The organism is Marinoscillum pacificum (assembly GCF_024714495.1).
Classification (GTDB): domain Bacteria; phylum Bacteroidota; class Bacteroidia; order Cytophagales; family Cyclobacteriaceae; genus Marinoscillum; species Marinoscillum pacificum.
The window spans coordinates 317,959-335,779 of sequence record NZ_JAMZMJ010000003.1; the positions used below are offsets into that span (position 1 = coordinate 317,959).

General features: G+C 41.7%; 15 protein-coding genes. 12 read left to right on the forward strand and 3 right to left on the reverse strand.

Features of this window, described 5'->3' with window-relative positions; genetic code table 11:
- Positions 1-2: 2 nt before the first annotated feature.
- Entirely contained in the window at positions 3-3,536 is a 3,534-nt protein-coding gene (locus NXS00_RS10680; RefSeq protein ID WP_258099180.1) for a DUF8693 domain-containing protein, read from the reverse strand.
- A 308-nt stretch (positions 3,537-3,844) separates the two neighbouring features.
- Between NXS00_RS10680 and NXS00_RS10685 the strand changes: the two genes are divergently transcribed.
- Entirely contained in the window at positions 3,845-4,273 is a 429-nt protein-coding gene (locus NXS00_RS10685; RefSeq protein ID WP_258099181.1) for an FKBP-type peptidyl-prolyl cis-trans isomerase, read from the forward strand.
- Between the two features lie 124 nt (positions 4,274-4,397).
- Complete coding sequence (locus NXS00_RS10690) at positions 4,398-4,805, forward strand: hypothetical protein (protein WP_258099183.1); 408 nt, start codon at positions 4,398-4,400, stop codon at positions 4,803-4,805.
- A gap of 6 nt (positions 4,806-4,811) precedes the next feature.
- On the opposite strand, the gene NXS00_RS10695 is transcribed toward NXS00_RS10690, so the two are convergent.
- Positions 4,812-5,009 (reverse strand): hypothetical protein, encoded by a 198-nt coding sequence (locus NXS00_RS10695; RefSeq protein ID WP_258099184.1) that lies wholly within the window; start codon positions 5,007-5,009, stop codon positions 4,812-4,814.
- A gap of 182 nt (positions 5,010-5,191) precedes the next feature.
- Between NXS00_RS10695 and dinB the strand changes: the two genes are divergently transcribed.
- The 10 genes from dinB (at position 5,192) to NXS00_RS10745 (ending at position 16,360) form a co-directional block, all read left to right on the forward strand.
- Positions 5,192-6,400, forward strand: coding sequence for a DNA polymerase IV (dinB, locus tag NXS00_RS10700; RefSeq protein ID WP_258099185.1), 1,209 nt, complete (start codon positions 5,192-5,194; stop codon positions 6,398-6,400).
- A gap of 35 nt (positions 6,401-6,435) precedes the next feature.
- Positions 6,436-7,059 (forward strand): Uma2 family endonuclease, encoded by a 624-nt coding sequence (locus NXS00_RS10705; protein WP_258099186.1) that lies wholly within the window; start codon positions 6,436-6,438, stop codon positions 7,057-7,059.
- Complete coding sequence (locus NXS00_RS10710) at positions 7,059-7,679, forward strand: Uma2 family endonuclease (RefSeq protein WP_258099187.1); 621 nt, start codon at positions 7,059-7,061, stop codon at positions 7,677-7,679. Before NXS00_RS10705 ends, NXS00_RS10710 begins: the two co-directional genes overlap by 1 nt.
- Positions 7,679-8,299: a Uma2 family endonuclease gene (locus NXS00_RS10715; RefSeq protein ID WP_258099188.1), complete on the forward strand. Its 621-nt coding sequence runs from the start codon at positions 7,679-7,681 to the stop codon at positions 8,297-8,299. Before NXS00_RS10710 ends, NXS00_RS10715 begins: the two co-directional genes overlap by 1 nt.
- A 52-nt stretch (positions 8,300-8,351) precedes the next feature.
- Positions 8,352-9,275, forward strand: a complete 924-nt coding sequence (locus NXS00_RS10720; RefSeq protein WP_258099189.1) for a hypothetical protein — start codon at positions 8,352-8,354, stop codon at positions 9,273-9,275.
- Positions 9,276-9,327: 52 nt separating this feature from the next.
- Entirely contained in the window at positions 9,328-12,261 is a 2,934-nt protein-coding gene (locus NXS00_RS10725) for a DNA polymerase III subunit alpha (RefSeq protein ID WP_258099190.1), read from the forward strand.
- 69 nt (positions 12,262-12,330) lie between these two features.
- Positions 12,331-13,107 carry a DUF3050 domain-containing protein gene (locus NXS00_RS10730; RefSeq protein WP_258099191.1) on the forward strand — a complete coding sequence of 259 codons (777 nt, stop codon included), beginning with the start codon at positions 12,331-12,333 and terminating at the stop codon, positions 13,105-13,107.
- A gap of 50 nt (positions 13,108-13,157) precedes the next feature.
- On the forward strand, positions 13,158-13,835 hold the full coding sequence (locus NXS00_RS10735) for a response regulator transcription factor (RefSeq protein WP_258099192.1): 678 nt from the start codon (positions 13,158-13,160) through the stop codon (positions 13,833-13,835).
- Positions 13,832-15,094: a sensor histidine kinase gene (porY, locus tag NXS00_RS10740; protein ID WP_258099193.1), complete on the forward strand. Its 1,263-nt coding sequence runs from the start codon at positions 13,832-13,834 to the stop codon at positions 15,092-15,094. The genes NXS00_RS10735 and porY overlap by 4 nt, the downstream gene beginning before the upstream one ends.
- A 69-nt stretch (positions 15,095-15,163) precedes the next feature.
- Positions 15,164-16,360: a porin gene (locus tag NXS00_RS10745; RefSeq protein WP_258099194.1), complete on the forward strand. Its 1,197-nt coding sequence runs from the start codon at positions 15,164-15,166 to the stop codon at positions 16,358-16,360.
- A 63-nt stretch (positions 16,361-16,423) separates the two neighbouring features.
- On the opposite strand, the gene NXS00_RS10750 is transcribed toward NXS00_RS10745, so the two are convergent.
- Positions 16,424-17,815 carry a TolC family protein gene (locus NXS00_RS10750; RefSeq protein ID WP_258099195.1) on the reverse strand — a complete coding sequence of 464 codons (1,392 nt, stop codon included), beginning with the start codon at positions 17,813-17,815 and terminating at the stop codon, positions 16,424-16,426.
- Positions 17,816-17,821: the final 6 nt, after the last annotated feature.

The following is a 17,821-nucleotide window of genomic DNA, read 5'->3' on the forward strand; positions in this document are numbered from 1 at the left end:
TATCAATTCTTAATAATAAACTTTATCGATTGATTGTCTAATCGCAAGATATAGACCTCATTGCTGTTCGCTTTGAATGGAATTTCTGCTTGATCGTTTTCAAAAATGATCTGATCAGAGTATCTCAGTTTTCCATCCAGTGTAAATATGGCTATTGATTGTTCATCTGTGGCGGGATATGTGATCAATAAACCATCTGTAGTTGGTTTTACGTTTAATAGCGTAAATGTTGATGCTTTCAAAACGTCTTTGTATCTGAATGATAGTGTGAATCGCTGGTTGAAGGTACCGGCATCCGTTTGGAATTGATAAGTCTGCGATTCACTTAATTTGATGGTCTTGCCTTCCAATTGATCAATCAATAGTACTTCCAGATCATCAGTTAAATTTGATAATGTTGCTGTATTGATTTCATACATTTCTTCGGATGTTGTGCTGAATCCAAGATCGACTGAGCGTTCATCTAAATTGATCATTGGAATGCCCTGAATGATAAATTCATTTTGATCAATTAAGCTGTACAATGAAAGTGCATAATCACTAGTCAGCTTTCGAGCGTCCAGGTGATGATCTATTCCTAAAGTTGCATCATTAGTCATACCTACAATTGCCTCGTTGTAAAGGTTATTGCCTACAATCGCTAGTTTAACAATGATAGCTTCCGATTGCTTTCTGTAGAAGTTATTGTCGCTATTTGCATCTGTAGTAATAACCTGTAAGTCTTGTGAGAAAGTAATTTCTCCATCAGCAATCGCTTCTACAAAAACACCCTGGACCGAAGGAATGACTCCACTTTCTGCCGGTGCGGAGCCTTTTACTCCATCAATATTGTCTTCCGTATTATCAGGTTGAATAATGCTAGTAGCTCCAAGGCTGTTTGCAGTAATGAAGTCTCCACCTCGTTTAGAGCCGTTGTTGGACCCACCATCATCCCAGAAGTATACTGCTCCTGAAATCACTGCGGAATTATTCGTCAGAAAGTCTTCAATGCTGATTGCTGCCGCATAAGGATTGGCAACTAACTCAAATTCACCGTCATCGACAGTGTAACTGATATCTCCTGTATTTGGTGTGCCAGTAAACGAAATACTTGGAGACGAGCTATTAAAAGCTGCAAAATATCCTTGCCCAGGAGTCATCGTAGCGATTGAGGTTTTTAGATTGGAAGAATATCCTGCACCATCATTTGAGTAAAGGTGGCTAGCCCCAATACCCTCCAAAATAGTTTCTGAAACTGGAGAGCCAATAATACTATAACCTTCATCACCCGTTGTGTTTCTATTGACTGTGTAGGTTCCATAGTTGATCACATTTCCAAAAATGGCTAATGATGCGCCTGAATTGACAGTTAAAGATGTCCCAGACTCTAATTCTAGATGATTTACAGCTGCATCAGCAGTAATAATAGGATAAGAAGATGCAACAGAGATCACGACATTGTCAGAAGAGGTAGGTACTGCACCGTCTTCCCAGTTATTTGTGTTTTCCCAGTCTCCATCATCACCAAACCCAACCCAAACTTCAGCATCAAGTGTAGTCTGCGAGTTGGCTGCATAGCTTTCCGTTAGATAGATGAAATCCGATGATTCAGTATTGTATTCGAATACATAAACAAAGTAATTGGTATTTTTAGTAAGCCCGGTTACCAATACAGAGTTTCCATTGTCATTGTAGACAACTCGAGCATTGCCGATGGTCGTTGTTTCACCTGAAAAATGAGTTGAAAGTGCAGGATAGTTGGTGTTATCAACTGGGTGTTCGGAATCTTCGATTGGCTCCAATTCTTTCACCAATACTAGGTGATTTGTGCCATCACCATTGGTCCAGGTGATATTCATGGAGTGAGCTCCAATCTGAGTGAAATTGATTGTAGAAGAGGAGGTGGCTGGGCTTTCTAATCCTGCATCACCATTTCTAGTGAACGTGGTGATACCTCCGAAAATATTGTTTGGATCAAACCATGGTAAGGTAATGGTTTGCGTAACTTCATTGTAGCTACCTGGCCCGAATCCAGTAGATGAGTTCGTCTCAATATCAAATTCAGCATCTACAAAAGTATTGATAGTAAGTTCACTACAGGTGTTAATTACGGTATAGGATTGATTGGGGCTAAAATCTCCAAATTCAGCGTAGAGACTACCTGTAATGTCAGAAAATAAATATTCATCGTCTGATAATTGAGTGATACTGATATTAGAGTTGGATGAGCTGACTCCTCCTGATAAAGCAGTAAAAGCTGAACCGGTCCACGTGCCGCCGGTTGGAAGTGAGTTGCTGCAAGCCGATGCACTAACCACATCTGTCTCCTCAGAAAGTGTTCCACTACTTTCAAAGGCAGTTATTTTGTAAAAATAAGTTTCCCCTGAGCCTACTGAAACGTCGTTGTATCGTAAGATGTCGGCATTCACTGTATCGATTGTCGTAAAACCAGAAGACTCATTGAGTGATCTTTTGATGATGAAGCCATCTTCGGTATCGCTGTTGTCTGACCAGGTAAGGTCTATTCGTTCACTAGAAATTCCTGTGGCTTTTACATTGAAAGGAGTTAGGTCGTCGTTGGGTTTGGATTCCCAGCCAAGATCTTTAAAAAGTGCTCGTGTAATATCTCCCACATCATGAATTGCTTCAGCTGAGCCAATTTGTGGAGTCATCAAGGCGTTTGTGGTACCATTATAAGTGGATTCATTCCAATGTGAATAGCTAGAGCCTTGATCAAAGGTGCTTGGTGCATAGATTTTTGCAGGTGTACCACCATTGGCAACTACAGTTTCCGAACCGTCAATGAATAGGTCATTGCTGGTTAGAAAATCATGTAAATCAGTACTTGGTGAAGTGAAGTCTAAAGTTCGATCATTGCTGGTATTCACCACCAAATCATCATATATAAATGGATTGGTCGTTCCAGAACCCCAGGTTCCATTCGTGCCATCAGAACTACCGGAGCCTGTAAAACCTAGTCCATGACCAAGCTCATGTAGTACTACGGATACAAAATCAAACTGACCAGCAGGGACATTACCATCAGTACCAAAGTACCAATTGAAATCTTTATTGAACAATATATTAATGTCTGCATTTCCCTCATCCAGGTCAAAGCCAGCCAGCTTGTTGGCTAACGCTACTGGATACCAGGTGTTGCTTTTAGTGGCTCCACTAAAGTTTCTGAAGAAGTTATTAGGACCAGCTGATCCAAGTACACCATCCTCCAATGATGTAAATGTAAAATCAATTACTATTGGTACTGAAGATGCAATTTGATAGGACCAGATTTCAACGGCATAGGCAAAGGCATTTTGAGCATCTATATCAATATCAGCTGGATAATTGACAATGAATTCTGCAGTAGGGGATATTCTAGCGTCCGTGTGGTCAGGTGCCGGAATGAAAATGTTTTGATCCTGCTCGATTGGAATGAAAATACAAACAGGATGATCTAGTTGTTTGCTTTCTCCATAGTCCTGACCAGCAACATTGTAAGATTGGGTGAGTAAAAGGAGTAAAAAACAAAGGGAGTGATAGGTGATTTTTTTAGTCATATCTATTTAACGGGTAATGAGACGGTGACCCTACAGGTTACAGTTAAATAGCTACGATCACCCAAATATAAACGAAATCTCCTTTGATGCCGGATTTATAGTTCTAATTCCTTGAATTTCAAGAACAAAACAGTTGATTAGTTTCATTCCTTCCTGCATTTGTTAACTTTGCCGGCTCAACCGTGTTATAGGGTTGTGTCCTGTCAGGTTATTAACTGCTATTGATCTTATCAAGTGCTGATGGGAGTGCCTAGTATGCGCATCTGGCGACAATTTGAAATCATTATTTAATTATCAATAAACTAATTATGAGTACAGCAAAAGCGAATGATACCGTAAAGGTTCATTACACAGGAAAGCTTACTAACGGACAAGTATTTGACTCTTCTCTTGAGCGTGACCCACTACAGTTTACTGTAGGTGGTGGTCAGATGATCAAAGGATTTGATGAGGCTGTGAATGGTATGGAGGTGAATGAGAAGAAAACAGTAACTATTCCATGTGCTGAAGCTTATGGCGATAGAAATGATCAACTTATTCAGCAAGTGCCTAGAACTGATCTTCCAGCAGATATGAAGCCGGAGCCAGGTCAGACGTTGGTGGCTACTAATCAGGATGGTCAGCAAACTCATGTTATAGTAAAAGAAGTTTCTGAAGAGAACATCACGATTGATGCGAATCACCCACTTGCGGGTCAGGATTTGATTTTCGAAATCGAATTGGTAGAGATCGGATAATCTTAAGATTTACTAAATAATAGGAAGGTCATCCGGGTTCGGTTGACCTTTTTTTGTGCTTGATTTCCAACTCTTTAGCGGTTTGGTGACTCTTAATAGTGTTATCACTAAACCTATTACCGTAATGAAAAAACTATTCGTTCTTCTTTTGCCGCTCGCATGGTGTTTTGTTGGTTGCTCTGATACAGATGATATTGAAAATCTGGACGTAAATTTCGCAAACAATATTCCTGTAACTACCAACACGGTTAATGCTTTTAGTTATGTGGTGCGGGCCAAAGACTATTCTCAGCAGATTAACTCAAGTTTGAATTTTGACTCTACTGCATTTGTTATGAGTTTGGTAATCGCAGAATACTCGGAGGGTGAAATGGGGCTTGCAGTGTATAATGAGGATTCTTCACAGGTTTATCAGCAGCAAATTTCTTCAAATATGGTGCTGACCGACTTTCCCGAATTTCTACCAGCTGCTCTGGATTTGAGTCTGGAGGATTTTAGTGGAAGCGTTACAGTGACAATAGCTGTTGAGTAGGGTTGCTTAGTTCATACTTGCTAGGTAAAGCTTTCTTGCGGTGTTGTGGTTTTCGTATCTTTTCACAAATTCTTTGCATTCGTCTTGCTCACCTATATGTAGTATGGCCATGTCTTTAAGTACTACTATGTGCTTTTTTAGGGTGTTGCTGTACTTTACTTCAAGGGAATGATTTTTTGCTACTTTTTGAATTAAACTATACATCTCTTTCTTGTTTTTTGTGTTTACTGTAGCAAATAAAGATTGTTCTTATAGATGGTTTGTTCCTTTCTCGTTGACTGTGAGTGATTTCTCGTTGAAATAGGGGAATTGATGTGTGGGTGAATTACCTAGTTATTTAATTACTAATATTTTTAGATAAAAACTAAAATAATTAGATTTGTTGTGTGAATGCAATTTTACATCTCGATCTAGATACCTTCTTCGTTTCGGTGGAGCGATTGAAGAATTCCAATCTTATTGGTAGGCCTGTTTTGATTGGTGGTACTAGTGATCGAGGGGTGGTGGCATCATGTAGTTATGAAGCTCGGCAGTTTGGTATTCATTCAGCTATGCCGATGAAGTTGGCCAGATCTCTTTGTCCAGAGGCGATTATCGTTAGAGGAAATTCTGCTGATTACACCAAGCATTCACGTATTGTGACCGATATTCTTCAAGAGTCGGTTCCTGTTTTGGAGAAGAGTTCTATTGATGAATTTTATGTAGACCTGACGGGGATGGATAAGTTTCATGGCACTTGGAGGCTTGCTAATGAGCTGCGATCAAAGATTATTGAGAATTCAGGGTTACCGATTTCATTTGGTCTTTCGGAGAACAAGACGGTCTCTAAAGTTGCTACCAATGAGGCTAAGCCTAATAATCAGATGCGCATCGAATATGGGCATGAAAAGGCTTTTTTAGGACCTCTTTCTGTGAAGAAGATCCCGATGGTGGGAGATAAGACCTATGCCAAACTGGTGAGTTTGGGAGTTCGTAAGATTCATACGATCCAGGAGATGCCTATTGATCTGATGCAGCGTGCTTTTGGCGCGAATGGAGCAAGTATCTGGCGCAAGGCCAATGGTATTGATCAGTCTAAGGTGATTCCTTATTCTGAGCGAAAGTCTATTTCTACGGAACGTACCTTTGATCGAGATACGATTGATGTGACCAAACTCAAAGGGATACTGACGGCTATGGCAGAGAATCTTGCTTTTCAGCTGCGTAGAGGACAAAAGCTTACAGCCTGCCTGACGGTAAAGGTGCGTTATTCGGATTTCAATACGTATACGTTGCAGTCTCGCATTCCTTATACAGCAGCAGATCATGTGTTGATACCACGAGCTTTAGAGTTGTTTGATAAGCTTTACAATAAGAGGTTGCTTGTACGCTTGATTGGTATTCGGATGAGCGATCTGGTGAATGGTTTTTATCAGATAGACTTGTTTGATGACAGTGAGGAGCAGCTCAATTTGTATCATGCCATGGACCGCATTCGAGATAAGTTTGGTGATCGATCGGTGATGCGCGCTTCTGGTATTCAGGCGAAAACTATTGGTCGCTGGAATCCTTTTACAGGTGAGCCACCACCTCTTCTAGCAAATAGGAGACAGTAATGTTTTAATGAGTAAAACACTTAACTTTATCTACTATGTCCGCATCATACCAACATAAGGAACCCAAAATAGACGATATCTCTGTGTTAGAACCAGAGGCTACGTATTCGTATGCGGATTACTTGCGCTGGTCTTTTGAGGAGCGAGTGGAGCTAATCAAAGGAAAGCTATTTAGAATGTCTCCTGGGCCAAGAAGAGGGCATCAAGGAATAGGCCTTGCTTTGAGCAGTGAGATATATGGTTTTTTGAAAAGGAAACCTTGTAAAGCTTATATGGCACCTTTTGATGTACGATTTCCTAATCAATTAGACGATACCGATGCACAAACATTTACCGTAGTTCAACCTGATATTTGTGTGATTTGCGATCGTTCCAAGCTGGATGATGCAGGATGTAAAGGTGCTCCTGATCTGATCGTGGAGATACTCTCTCCATCCACGGCTTCTAAAGATCTTAATGAAAAGTATCAGCTTTACGAAGAGCATGGTGTGAAAGAATATTGGGTAGTTTATCCGGGAGAAGCGGTTTTGGAAATCTATGAGTTGCAGGAAGGAAAGTACGTTTCTACAGGCAAGTTTGTGAAAGAAGATATCGTGACTTCTAAGGTATTACCTGGATTAGAGATCAAATTGTCTGAAGTCTTTGAAGAGGTTGACTAATGAAAGAGTACCCCCATAAAGAGCCGAAAATAGATGATATCTCTGCGTTAGAGCCAGAGGCTACGTATTCGTATGCGGACTACTTACGCTGGTCTTTTGAGGAGCGAGTAGAGTTGATCAAAGGAAAGCTATTTAGGATGTCTCCTGCTCCGAGAAGGGGGCATCAGGAGATAAGTTCTTCTATTGCACTAGAGTTGCTTTCCTTTTTAAAAGGGAAATCGTGCAAGGCATACTATGCTCCATTTGATGTTCGTTTTCCTAATCAGCCCAATGATTCTGATGCACAGACATTCACCGTGGTACAACCGGATATTTGTGTGATTTGTGATCATTCCAAGCTGGATGATGCAGGATGTAAAGGTGCTCCGGATCTGATCGTGGAGATTCTGTCACCATCTACGGCTTCTAAAGATCTGAATGAAAAATACCAGCTATATGAAGAGCATGGAGTTCGAGAATATTGGGTAGTATACCCAGGAGAAGCGGTTTTGGAAATCTATGAGTTGCAGGAAGGAAAGTACGTGTCTACAGGCAAGTTTGTGAAAGAAGATATCGTGACGTCTAGTGTGTTGCCTGGGTTAGAGATCAAATTGTCTGAAGTCTTTGAAGAGGTTGACTAATGAAAGAGTACATCCATAAAGAGCCGAAAATAGACGATATCTCTGTGTTAGAGCCAGAGGCTACGTATTCTTATGCGGACTACTTACGCTGGTCTTTTGAGGAGCGAGTAGAGTTGATCAAAGGGAAGCTATTTAGGATGTCACCGGCACCAAGAAGGTCTCACCAAGGTGTTATCACGGTCATTGGTAATGAGATTTTTAATTTTCTAAAAGGCAACTCTTGCAAGGTTTATTACGCTCCATTTGATGTTCGTTTTCCTAATCAGCCCAATGATTCTGATGCACAGACATTCACCGTGGTACAACCGGATATTTGTGTGATTTGTGATTTTTACAAGCTGGACGATGCAGGTTGTAAAGGCGCTCCCGATCTAATCGTAGAGATCCTGTCACCATTTACGGCTTCTAAAGATCTTAAAGAAAAGTACCAGCTCTATGAAGAGCATGGTGTGAAAGAATATTGGGTGGTGTACCCGGAAGAGGCGGTTTTGGAAATCTATGAGTTGCAGGAAGGAAAGTATGTTTCTAAAGGCAAGTTTGTAAAGGACGATGTGGTGACGTCTTCTGTATTAGTCGGATTGGAGCTTAACTTGCAAGAAGTTTTTGCGGATATTCAATAGCTGTAATTCACAACGATAATGGTTGTAAATTGCGTGTCTTATTTACGTCGTGATGAAAGTATTATTCTCAACTAGCTTTATTCTGCTATCCCTGATTGGGATGTCTCAGTCCTGGTCTACTAATTTGTCTCTTGATCGAGATATTTCACTTCAACATACTTTTTATATCGATAAAGTGGTTGACAAGCGAGCAGAAGGTAGTTTTATTGAACTGGATCCTGATGTTAGTGTTTTGCTGCAGTTTTATGAGCGATCAATAGAGGCGTCTCCCCAGTCCTCTGGAGTTACAATTTTTCTTAGAGAACTAGCCGTTAAAAGTGGGACTCATTTGGAACTCAATCTGGAGTTTTATTACCAAAGCCAGTTTGTTTATGAGTATTATGGAGATGTTTCTGTGTCTGGTCTATCAGGTTTAGATAATGCGCTCGCTGATTTGCTTCAAAAGGCGGTAGTGGAGTTTGATGTTTCTGATGTGGCTGTGGCTTTGTTTCAGCAGAGAAGTGTTACAGAAGAGCTCGATCGGGTAAAAACAATGCCGGGTCGAAAAGATGGCTATAATTTGCATACTGAGGAAGAAGAGGAGGAAAGCCGAAATGTAATTGCCGTCGGTTATCAAATAGGTGGATTGAATTTAATCGGGTTTGATTATGAGTATAGAGTGTCCGATGTGTTTGGAGTACATGCTGGGGTAGGTTTAGCGGGATATACTGCTGGTTTGAAAATCCATACCAAAAAGCATAAGGACAGTTCCTTCTTTAATTTGAGTCTAAAGGATGGTGGTTTTGGTTTAGTTCGTACGGCAGCTCTGGAGTATGGTGTAAGAATTGTGGGGCGTAATAAAGGAGGTTTTGGCTTTCATGGTCAAGTGGGTTTAGCAAATGTGCTGTACATCGATAGAGAGTATGAAGAATCCATTTTTGGTTTGGATGGTGTGCCTCCAGTAGTACTTTCTATGGGTATTGGGGTGAGTTGGTAAAATTATAAAGCTAAAAATATTAGATAAAAACTAAAATAATTAGCTTTACGGAGTGCTGAACGTTCACTCTTATTTTAGTTTTAAATATGGCTTATTGTCCATTGATAAGCTGCTTGACTGGGCGGTTGAGAATGATCTCAAAACGCTGGCACTCACCGATATCAATAGTACTTCCGGGAGTTTGGAGTTTGTGCGTCAGGCACAAAAGAAAGATATTCGTCCTATTTTGGGAATTGATTTCCGAAACGGAGCTCAGCAACAGTTTCTAGCTATTGCGAAAAATAATGAAGGCTTTCAGTCAATGAATGCTTTTCTATCGGAGCATTTGCATCTGGATAAAAAGATCCCTTCAGAAACTGATCGAATTGCGGATAGCTATATCATTTACCCCCAGACGAACATCCCAAAGCGGCCACTTCTTGAGCATGAATATGTGAGTGTAAAGCCGAGGGATATTACACGAACCATCTTCTTAAGTAAAGTTCCACGTCATAAGCTGGTGACTTGCCCTACGTTCACACTTCCTAATGCAGAGGATTTTGAGTTACACAGTGTGTTGCGAGCCATAGATCTCAATACACTAGTTAGTAAGCTCACTGAGGCGGATACAGCGGATGTTACGGATGTTTTTTTGTCTAAGGAGCGTCTTATTCGGATGTATGTTGATTTGCCGGAAGCATTCCGAAACCTCAAACATATCGTTCGCACTAGTGAAATCTTTTTTGATTTTAGTGAATCTGCTCGTCCTCAAAATCAAGAAACATGGAGTGGCTCTGAGCAGTGGGATTATGAGAAAGTAAGAGAGCTGTGTTTGGAGGGGTTGAAGTATCGCTATGGGGAAAATCCCGCCATGAGTATCAAACGGCGTGTAGTAACGGAGCTTCAGGTCATTCATCAGATGGGCTTTTTGTCCTATTTCTTGATTAGCTGGGATATTGTGCGATATGCCAGAGAGCAAGGATACTTCTATGTTGGGCGTGGTAGTGGAGCGAACAGTGTTGTGGCTTATTTGCTTCGGATCACTGATGTGGATCCAATAGAGCTTGATTTATATTTTGAGCGATTCATCAACTTGTTCCGAAAGAGTCCACCTGATTTTGATATGGACTTTTCGTCCTGGGATCGTGATGATGTGACACGTTATATTTTTGAGCGGTATCCCAATGCGGTGTTGCTAGCTACTTACAGCACTTTCCAGCATCGGGCCATCATCCGTGAAGTGGGTAAGGTGTTTGGGGTGCCAGCTTATGAGATTGAGAAGCTACAAAAGCAGCCGACCCAAGATCTGGATCATCATGCGAAGTTGATTTTGACTTATGGGTATAAGCTCGCAGGCTTTCCAAGTCACCTAAGTGTGCATGCTGGTGGTATTATTATTTCCGAAAAACCTATTCACTATTTCACAGCAACTTCTCTGCCTCCTAAAGGCTTCCCAATCACTCACTTTGATATGATTGTGGCGGAGGATGTGGGGTTGTACAAGTTTGATGTGTTGGGGCAGCGCGGTTTGGGTAAAATCAAGGATGCTCTGGAGATTATCAAAGAGAATCAGCCGGAACGATTGCCGATTGATATTCATGATATCAAACTCTTTAAGGAAGATCCTTTGGTGAAAATCAACTTAAGTGAAGCCAAAGCGATCGGTTGCTTTTATGTGGAGTCTCCAGCTATGCGGATGTTGCTCACTAAGCTCAAATGTGATGATTACCTGACACTGGTAGCTGCTAGCTCTATCATTCGTCCGGGTGTAGCCAAGTCTGGGATGATGCGTGAGTATATTTTGCGGTTCCGACTTCCTGAAAAACGCCAAGAAGCACATCCGGTTTTGTGGAGTGTGATGCCGGATACGTATGGAATCATGGTGTATCAGGAGGATGTGATCAAGGTAGCGCACCATTTTGCAGGATTGACACTAGCTGAGTCTGATGTATTGCGCCGTGGGATGTCAGGGAAGTATCGCTCTAGAGCTGAGTTTAAGCAGGTGAAGGATAAGTTTTTCAATAACTGCCGAAAGAAAGGATATGAAGATCAGCTTACAGCGGATGTCTGGCGGCAGATTGAGAGTTTTGCTGGTTACGCCTTTGCGAAAGGGCACTCTGCGTCTTATGCTATTGAGAGTTATCAGAGTATGTTTCTGAAGTCTCATTATCCACTGGAGTTTATGGTTGCGGTACTCAATAATGGTGGTGGTTTTTACAGTAGGGAACTCTACATTCACGAAGCTCGCATGCATGGTGCAGACATCCAGTTGCCATGCATCAACTGGAGTGATGAAGCGGTTGTGATCAAAGGCAAGACGATCTATCTCGGTCTTGGAATGATCAAAGATCTGGAGCAGCAGACCATTCGTGAGGCGCTAAAAGAGCGGATAAAGAATGGAGTGTATATGTCTGTAGATGATTTTGTTCGTCGAGTCAGTGTGTCGTTGGAGCAGGTGAGTTTGCTGATTCGGATAGGAGCTTTTCGATTTACGGGGAAGGATAAGAAGGCATTGCTGTGGCATGCACATTTCTTATTGGCCAACACAGGGAAAAGCCAAAACAAGCTATCACTGTTCGAGCCACAAGTGAAGAAGTATTCACTTCCGGCCATTGAGCATGAAGAGATCGAGGATGTGTATGATGAAATGGAGTTGTTGGGGTTTCCACTCCATAGTCCATTTTACTTGCTTCGAGAGTATCCGCAGGGTTGTGTGTTTGCTCGTCATCTCAAAGATCAGGTAAGCAAGCGAATCCGGATTCTGGGATATTTGGTTGCGATTAAAAACACAGGGACTTCTCAAGGTGATCGGATGCATTTTGGGACGTTTTTGGATGAAGAGGGAGAGTTCATTGATACAGTACATTTTCCTCCTTCGGCTAAAAAATATCCTTTTACCGGAAAGGGCATTTATCTGCTTCAGGGTAAGGTTTTTGAAGAGTTTGACGCCATTTGCATTGAAGTAGATTACATGGTTCGGTTGAAATATCGCACAATGGATGTTTAATTAAATTTTGGGGTCTAGCTTTGCGCCCTGATTGCAATCCGATACTCAAACAGCATTCGTATTTTCAATATGAGCAACATCCAGTCAATAGAAAAAGCTACTACCCAAATTCGACAATCATTAACAACTCACAAGCTGTATAAGAGCTTGTCCAGCATTGAAGATGTGAGGATTTTCATGGAGCATCATGTGTATGCTGTTTGGGATTTTATGTCGCTGCTGAAGAGCTTACAATTGATGCTTACTTGTGTAAGTGTGCCCTGGATGCCTGCTTCTGACCCTAGCCTGGCTCGATTTATCAATGAGATTGTTCATGGTGAAGAAAGTGATGTGAACGAGTTGGGTGAACCGATGAGTCATTTCGAGATGTATCTTGATGCCATGAAGCAGGCAGGTGCAGATATGTCTTCTATCAATGGTTTTATCGATGATATTCAGTCTGGTGTGCCAATGCCATTAGCTATAGCATATACTGCTATGCCTGTGCAGGAGTTTGTCAATCACACTTTTGGAGTGATCTCAACTGGCAAACCTCACGTGGTAGCTGCAGCCTTCACTTTTGGTCGTGAAGACTTGATTCCAGATATGTTTTTGGAGATTGTGAAGGAGGCTGAAAAAGAAGGTCATTCTTATGATAAGCTGGTTTACTATCTCAATCGACACATCGAATTGGATGGTGATGAGCATGGTCCACTTTCACTTCAAATGATCGAGCGCCTGTGCGGTGAGGACCCTCAAAAATGGGAAGAAGCCGAACAGGCAGCTGTGAAAGCACTCGAAATGAGATTGAAGCTTTGGGATGGTATCGCCGAAGAAATCCAATCAAAAGTTGGCGAATTGAGCTAACATCTTTAAAACTCCCAAATTTCTCCAAAATTGCCTTCTAGGTTTGCCCTATGAAGGTTTTGATCATAGAAGACGAGCCACAATTACGTTCGGCATTAAAAGAGTCTCTTCTCAAAGAACACTATGTGGTGGAAGAAGCGGCTACTTATAGCGATGCTTCGCAGAAGATTTGGAGCTACGAATATGATTGTATCCTGCTGGATGTAATGTTGCCAGGAGGGAATGGCCTGAAGTTGCTGGAGGAGCTCAAGCAAATGGGTAAGCGCAGCAGTGTGATCATTATCTCTGCCAAGGATTCTCTGGATGATAAATTAACTGGATTGGGGCTTGGAGCTGATGACTACCTGACCAAGCCATTTCATATCTCTGAGCTTAATGCCCGAATTAAAACGGTGCTTAGGAGAAATACTTACGATGGTGATGAGGTGATTCATTACGGTAATGTGCAGGTGAATGTGACCAATCGACAGGTCCAGGTTCAAGGATATTCACTCGATTTACACCCTAAGGAATTTGATTCTCTCAACTACTTTTTGCTTAACAAGGAACGTTTGGTGAGCAAGACTTCTCTTGCAGAACATGTTTGGGGAGATTACGTGGATCAGGCCAACGACTTTGAGTTTGTGTATTCACAAATCAAAAACCTAAGAAAGAAACTGCGTGATGCCAAAGCCTCTGTTGAAGTTCAGTCAGTTTATGGAATGGGTTATAAACTCACCCTGCAATGAGTCTTTTACGTTATACCCTCCGTTATTTATCTATTAGTTTGATTGTGGTTCTCACTATTTGGGCAGCAATCTTTTATTTCAGCATGCTCGATGAGGTTTATGATAGCCTGGACGATGGGTTAGAGAATTACAAGCTGTTGATCATTGATCGAGCACAAAGAGACCCTGCAGTCCTGCATCATACCAGTTTTCAGGAGGGTAATTATTATGTAGAACCTATCTCTAAAGAGTCTGCTTTGGCTACTAAAGATTTTTATCGAGACTCGACAATTTATACGATCAATGAAAAGGATTTTGAGCCAGTAAGAGTATTGACAACCACTTTTGATGTGGATGATCATTATTACAAACTGACGGTGATGTCATCCATGGTAGAGGAGGATGACCTGATAGAAGATTTGTTTTTCGCGATTGTTTGGTTGTATGTGTTGCTACTCCTGGTGATCATTTTGACTCACCAATACATGCTGAAAATTGTCTGGAGTCCATTTTTTAAAATGATTGATCGCTTGAAGGCTTTTCGGTTGGGGCATGATGATGGGATTGGTGAAATGAATGTACGGGTGCGCGAGTTCAAGCAACTTAAGCAGTCTGTCGATATGTTGATTTCATCGAGCAATGAAGCGTATCATCAGCAAAAAGTGTTTATAGAAAATGCTGCTCATGAGTTACAAACTCCATTGGCTATTGGGATCAATAAACTGGAGCTTCTGGCTGAGCGAATTGAGGATGAAGATGTGCTGATGACTATCGGTCAGGTGAATGAGGAGTTGCTGCGGTTGAAGCGACTTAATCGAAGCTTGCTCCACCTTTCTAAAATCGAGAATAGTCAATTTGATGAGGTGGAGGATGTGAATATCAATGAGCTGTTGAAAGAGCATCTGGATGATTTTACAGCGCTGGCTGAATTCAATGAAGTGGAGTTGCGAATGATCGAACATGAGGAATGTGTCGTTCGGATGAATCTGGATCTGGCAAAGATGTTAACCACCAATCTCTTGAAGAATGCGATTATTCACAATGTAAAAGGTGGTGTAGTGGAAGTGATTATAGATCGATATTCTCTGCAGTTTATCAATACAGGTGTCGGTGAGTCTTTGGATGTTTCCAGGTTATTTAAACGGTTTTATAAAGGAGATAACAATGTTGGGAATACAGGACTGGGTTTGTCTATTGTAAAAGCCATTGCAGCCTACTGCAAGTTCGAAATTGGTTATCGATTTCTGAATAACACGCACCAGTTTACGCTCCGATTCTAGTAGTATTTTGTATTTCCCAATTCTTTCCAGATTTGAGTTTTTGCTTTGCTGGAATATTAAAATTCTAATATGCATAGCAAGGACAATTCATTCTATTTCCGTTTTCATTTTTTCGTTTTACTAGTACTCACTTCGGCCTTTTCACAGACATTGTCTGCTCAGGATCATGACAAATGGTACGAGAATATTCATTTTGGAGGCTACATGCAAGTGCGGTACAATGGAGTTTATCAGACCAATGATAAACTAGAATGCGAACAATGTGATGAATTTTGGGGAGCAGAAGGTGGTGGCTTATCTCTGAGAAGATTGAGATTTAAATTTTACGGTCAGATCAGTCCACGGATTTACATGTACTTCCAACCTGATTTTGCCAAGTCAGTGGGAGAGTCTATCAATGTTGCCCGGGTAAAGGATGCTTATTTTGATATCGGTTTGGATGATGATAATGAATTCCGGATCCGTATAGGTCAGAGCAAAGTGCCTTATGGATTTGAGGACATGCAGTCTAGTAGTGACCGATTGCCATTGGATAGAAATGATGCCTACAATAGTGGAGTGAAAGATGAGCGAGATATGGGGGTGTTTTTCTATTGGGCAAGTAAGGAGAAGCGAAAGCTGATGAAGGAGTTGAAACCTTATAAACACTCGGGAGATTTTGGGGTGTTTGCTTTGGGGATTTATAACGGTCAAACTGCAAATCATCCGGACCTCAATCATGAATTCCATGTGGTGACTCGATTTTCAATACCCATTGAAGTAGGGAGTCAGGTAATTGAGCCAGGAATGCAGGCTTATACTGGTAAGTTCGTTTTGTTGGAACATAGTCCTGAGTTAGAGGTTGTTGAAGATGGCTATCTCGATCAACGATTAGGGGCTTCTTTTGTCTTGTATCCAAAGCCTTTTGGAATACAAGCTGAGTGCAATATCGGACGTGGACAAGAATATGATGGAGCTTCCGAGAGTGTTAAAGTTAAAGGTCTGAAGGGTGGGTATGTCACTTTTTCCTATTTCATTGAAAAGTGGAATCAAACCTTTATTCCATTCACCAGGTTGCAGTATTATGATGGAGGCAAAAAGCATGAATTAGATGCCAGAAGCTACACCGTGAAAGAGTGTGAAACTGGTGTAGAGTGGCATCCGATGGATCACTTTGAGCTAGTTGTCGTGCACACCATTGCGGATCGCAGATTTGAAAATCATTTGAATCCACTGAATGATCAAAAGGGAAGTCTTATGCGTGTGCAAGCGCAGCTGAAGTTTTAAAAAGTAGTGGCCCAGCAATATTTTGCCAGACCACCAAAAGCAACCATGTTAAAGTTTTACTGATTACCAGCCACCGCCAAGAGCCCGGTAAAGATTTACTTTGGTCAACATTTCCTGAAGTTGTACATCAATGAGTTCCATCTGTGTACTCAGGGTATTTTCCTGTGCTACCAACACCTCCAGGTAAGTTGCTTTCCCTGTTCGGTAAAGTTCTTTGGAGGTTTCAATGGATGCTTCAAGCGTCGCGCTTTGTACATTTTTGAGTACAACCACTTCTTGCAGATTCTGCAGGTTGGTCAGTTGGTTATACACTTCCATGTAGCCCTTTAGCACAGTTTCCTGATAGTTGTAAATCGCATCTACCTGGTTCGCTTTTGCAAATTCAAACTGCGCTTTGATCGCATTTCTATTGATCAAAGGAGCGGCCATCTGACCTACTAAGCCATAAGCAATGGAGGTAGGTGAGCGAAATAAAAACTCAGGGTTGAACGCTTGAAAACCTACACCTGCACCAATACTCAGGCTAGGGTAGAAGGCTGCCTTAGCCGCTTTGGTATCAAACTTAGAAGCCTCCAGCATCAATTCTGCCTCACGAATGTCTGGACGATTCTTTAGCAAATCATTGGGTGAACCAACTGCAAGCGAATCTACCATCATCACGTAATTGCTGCTTCTACTGATCTCTTGCGGAAACCTTCCCAATAGGTAGTTCAGTCTGTTTTCTGTTTCTAGAATTCGCTGAGCTGTTCTTCTGCTTTGTGCCTTGGAGCTAATCACCTGTGCTTCAAATTGCTGTACGGCCAATTGATTGGCTTTTCCAGCTTCCATATTGTATTGAATCACTTCCAGTGCTTCTTCCTGATTGGCTAGCATTTTCTCTACAAACTCTAGCTCCTGATCCAAAGCCAATAGCTGATAGTATTCATAAGCGACTTCAGCTACTAAATTCGTTGTGACGAAATGTGCGCCTTCCACACTGGATAAGTATCTGCTGAAAGCAGCTTTCTTTTCGTTTCTCAGCTTTCCTCTAATGTCGGCTTCCCATGCAGCTTCAAATCCCAGGAAATAATCTGGAATGGTTCGTCGCATTGGAGAGCCGTCCGCGTAGACAGCACCTTCGTTTCCAGCCCAGTCAGCTGAGTATTCAGCCATGTGTTGCGCAGAGCCATTCACTACAGCATCCACAGTTGGAGCAAGGTTTCCCTTAGCGGCAATCAGGTCTGTATGAGACATTTCTATGCGTTGCAGCATTTGCAATCGGTCATAGTTATTGATCAGTGCAGTGTCGATAAGCGCCAATAGGGCAGGATCTTTGAAATACTCCTTCCATTGGCTTGGCTGCCCTGTACTATCGGTATCAGCCACCGGATAATTTTCCGGTAACTGTTGTGTTTTCACTTGAAGGTTGTCCTCATTGACCTTACATGCCTGCATGAGCCATATGCCGATCATCATGATCAA

Coding starts and splice junctions, on each gene's coding strand:
- porY (WP_258099193.1), top strand. CDS start 13,832: ATGAGTCTTTTACGTTATACCCTCCGTTATTTATCTATTAGTTTGATT.
- NXS00_RS10720 (WP_258099189.1), top strand. CDS start 8,352: ATGAAAGTATTATTCTCAACTAGCTTTATTCTGCTATCCCTGATTGGG.
- NXS00_RS10705 (WP_258099186.1), top strand. CDS start 6,436: ATGTCCGCATCATACCAACATAAGGAACCCAAAATAGACGATATCTCT.
- NXS00_RS10680 (WP_258099180.1), bottom strand. CDS start 3,536: ATGACTAAAAAAATCACCTATCACTCCCTTTGTTTTTTACTCCTTTTA.
- NXS00_RS10685 (WP_258099181.1), top strand. CDS start 3,845: ATGAGTACAGCAAAAGCGAATGATACCGTAAAGGTTCATTACACAGGA.
- NXS00_RS10715 (WP_258099188.1), top strand. CDS start 7,679: ATGAAAGAGTACATCCATAAAGAGCCGAAAATAGACGATATCTCTGTG.
- NXS00_RS10710 (WP_258099187.1), top strand. CDS start 7,059: ATGAAAGAGTACCCCCATAAAGAGCCGAAAATAGATGATATCTCTGCG.
- NXS00_RS10735 (WP_258099192.1), top strand. CDS start 13,158: ATGAAGGTTTTGATCATAGAAGACGAGCCACAATTACGTTCGGCATTA.
- NXS00_RS10750 (WP_258099195.1), bottom strand. CDS start 17,815: ATGATGATCGGCATATGGCTCATGCAGGCATGTAAGGTCAATGAGGAC.
- NXS00_RS10690 (WP_258099183.1), top strand. CDS start 4,398: ATGAAAAAACTATTCGTTCTTCTTTTGCCGCTCGCATGGTGTTTTGTT.
- NXS00_RS10695 (WP_258099184.1), bottom strand. CDS start 5,009: ATGTATAGTTTAATTCAAAAAGTAGCAAAAAATCATTCCCTTGAAGTA.
- NXS00_RS10745 (WP_258099194.1), top strand. CDS start 15,164: ATGCATAGCAAGGACAATTCATTCTATTTCCGTTTTCATTTTTTCGTT.
- NXS00_RS10730 (WP_258099191.1), top strand. CDS start 12,331: ATGAGCAACATCCAGTCAATAGAAAAAGCTACTACCCAAATTCGACAA.